The following is a 1968-nucleotide window of genomic DNA, read 5'->3' on the forward strand; positions in this document are numbered from 1 at the left end:
AGACTCCTGGAGCGACCGAGCATAGGTCGTGATATATAGCGGGTGGGATTCCCGCCGAGAAAGAACTAGCCATTCACTCGTAGCGAGTCTTGGAGGGTTTGTGGTAACACAGGCTTTTAAGCGTAGACAGTGAGGTAATGGGCGGAAAGCCAAGAGCGGTTGAAGGGATAGAGCTCCGAAATTTCGTGAATAAACAGGAAGGTCGATAAGCTCAGGAGCTTAGAAGACAACACTGGGGTTTTCAATAAACGGCAAGAAAATCTCAGCTTCCTCGGAGTCAATGACCTTGGCACGTTACACATGGATATATTACGGCAACTCGGGAGAACCTTTATGGTCTTTCCTGTACAAACAGGAAGGTAATGGTGAACAAGCGATAATAAAGTGAGGTAGCCAGATGCCTAAAGGTAGTCGGATGGTGACATAGTACCAATGAAGTCGGGTAACGCTGATGGAGGAAAGGTCACCACCTGTCAATGCCCTTCAAAGGGACACATGGACCACACACGGAGGTGGAGAATCAATGGAAACTGAACTGCGAAGGATAGCAGAATTAGCAAAAGAAAATAAGGATATGGTTTTCACATCCTTAGCTCATCTACTAAATGAAGAAAATCTGAAACAATGCCACAAGGAACTTCCGAATAAGAAAGCAACAGGTATTAATGAGGTAACCAAAGGAGAATATGAAGCCAATCTGGACGATAATATCAAGGATTTAGTGATGCGCATGAAAAGGAAAAAGTATCGACCTGTGCCAGTAAGAAGAACGTATATTAACAAAACGGGCACAAAGAAGAAAAGACCCTTAGGCATACCAGAACATGAAGACAAAATTGTTCAAAGAGGCATAGCCAAAATATTAAATGCCATCTACGAGAATGATTTTCTGGATAGTTCATTTGGGTTTCGTCCGAAAAGAAACTGTCACGACGCACTAAAGATATTAAATCTGTATATAGAAAAACGACATACAAATTATATCGTAGATGTGGATATTAGAGGATTTTTTGACAATGTAGACCACAAATGGATGATGACATTTCTGGCGCATCGCATTAATGACCCAAGCTTACTTCGAATTATCGGCCGTTTTCTAAAAGGCGGTTACATGGAGGAAGGGAAATATTATCGGACAGAAGGCGGTACTCCTCAAGGTGGCATCATATCGCCAATTATTGGGAATATATACCTGCATTATGTACTTGACCTGTGGTTTGAGAAGAAAATTCGCAAAGAAAGTAGAGGGCAAGCTTACATGGTTCGATATGCGGACGATTTTGTGTGCTGTTTTCAATACAAGAGCGATGCACAAACCTTTTATCGTAGGCTTAAGGAGCGACTAAACAAGTTTCACTTGGAAATGGCAGAAGAGAAAACAAATATCCTTCCATTTGGTAGCTACGCCTGGAAAGACAACGAGTGTAAAAAGAAAGGGAAGCCACCTACTTTTGACTTTTTAGGATTTACACACTACTGCAGCAGAAGTCGAAACGGAAGGTTTCGAGTCAAGCGCAAAAGCAGCAGCAAGAAAGTCAAAGAAAAGTTAAAAAGTCAGAAGAAATGGCTTCAAATGCATCGGACGACGGATATTCGTTTAATCATGGAGCGCCTCAATCTAGCGCTTCAAGGCTATTACAATTACTATTGTATCACGGACAATGCATATGAAGTGAAGAACTTTTGGGATAAAGTGAAACAACTTTTATTCAAGTGGATGAATCGAAGAAGTCAAAAGAAATCATTCAGCTGGGAGAAGTTTCAACGGTTCTTACAAAAGTATCCACTCATTAGTCCAAGAATCAAAGTAAATATATATAGTCTTCGAAAGCATCTTAGCTATATTCTGTAAATATTGATAGGAGGAGCCGTGTGCGGTAATACCGCTCGCACGGTTCTGGGAGGAGTAGAGGAATTCAGCAAGCAATTATCGAACTGAATTCCCGCTTACTCGACTGGGAAAGCGCG

General features: G+C 41.6%; 1 protein-coding gene. It reads left to right on the top strand.

Features of this window, described 5'->3' with window-relative positions; genetic code table 11:
- The first annotated feature begins 523 nt into the window (after positions 1 to 523).
- A complete protein-coding gene (ltrA, locus tag ACFO3P_RS14560) occupies positions 524 to 1852 on the top strand; it encodes a group II intron reverse transcriptase/maturase (protein ID WP_289585511.1) in 1329 nt (442 codons plus the stop codon).
- The last annotated feature ends 116 nt before the right edge of the window (positions 1853 to 1968 follow it).

This window comes from Oceanobacillus aidingensis, from assembly GCF_042654105.1.
Lineage (GTDB): Bacteria > Bacillota > Bacilli > Bacillales > Amphibacillaceae > Oceanobacillus > Oceanobacillus oncorhynchi.

What these genes read in the sequence shown, in the direction of transcription:
- ltrA (WP_289585511.1), top strand. Translation starts at nt 524, where the DNA reads ATGGAAACTGAACTGCGAAGGATAGCAGAATTAGCAAAAGAAAATAAG.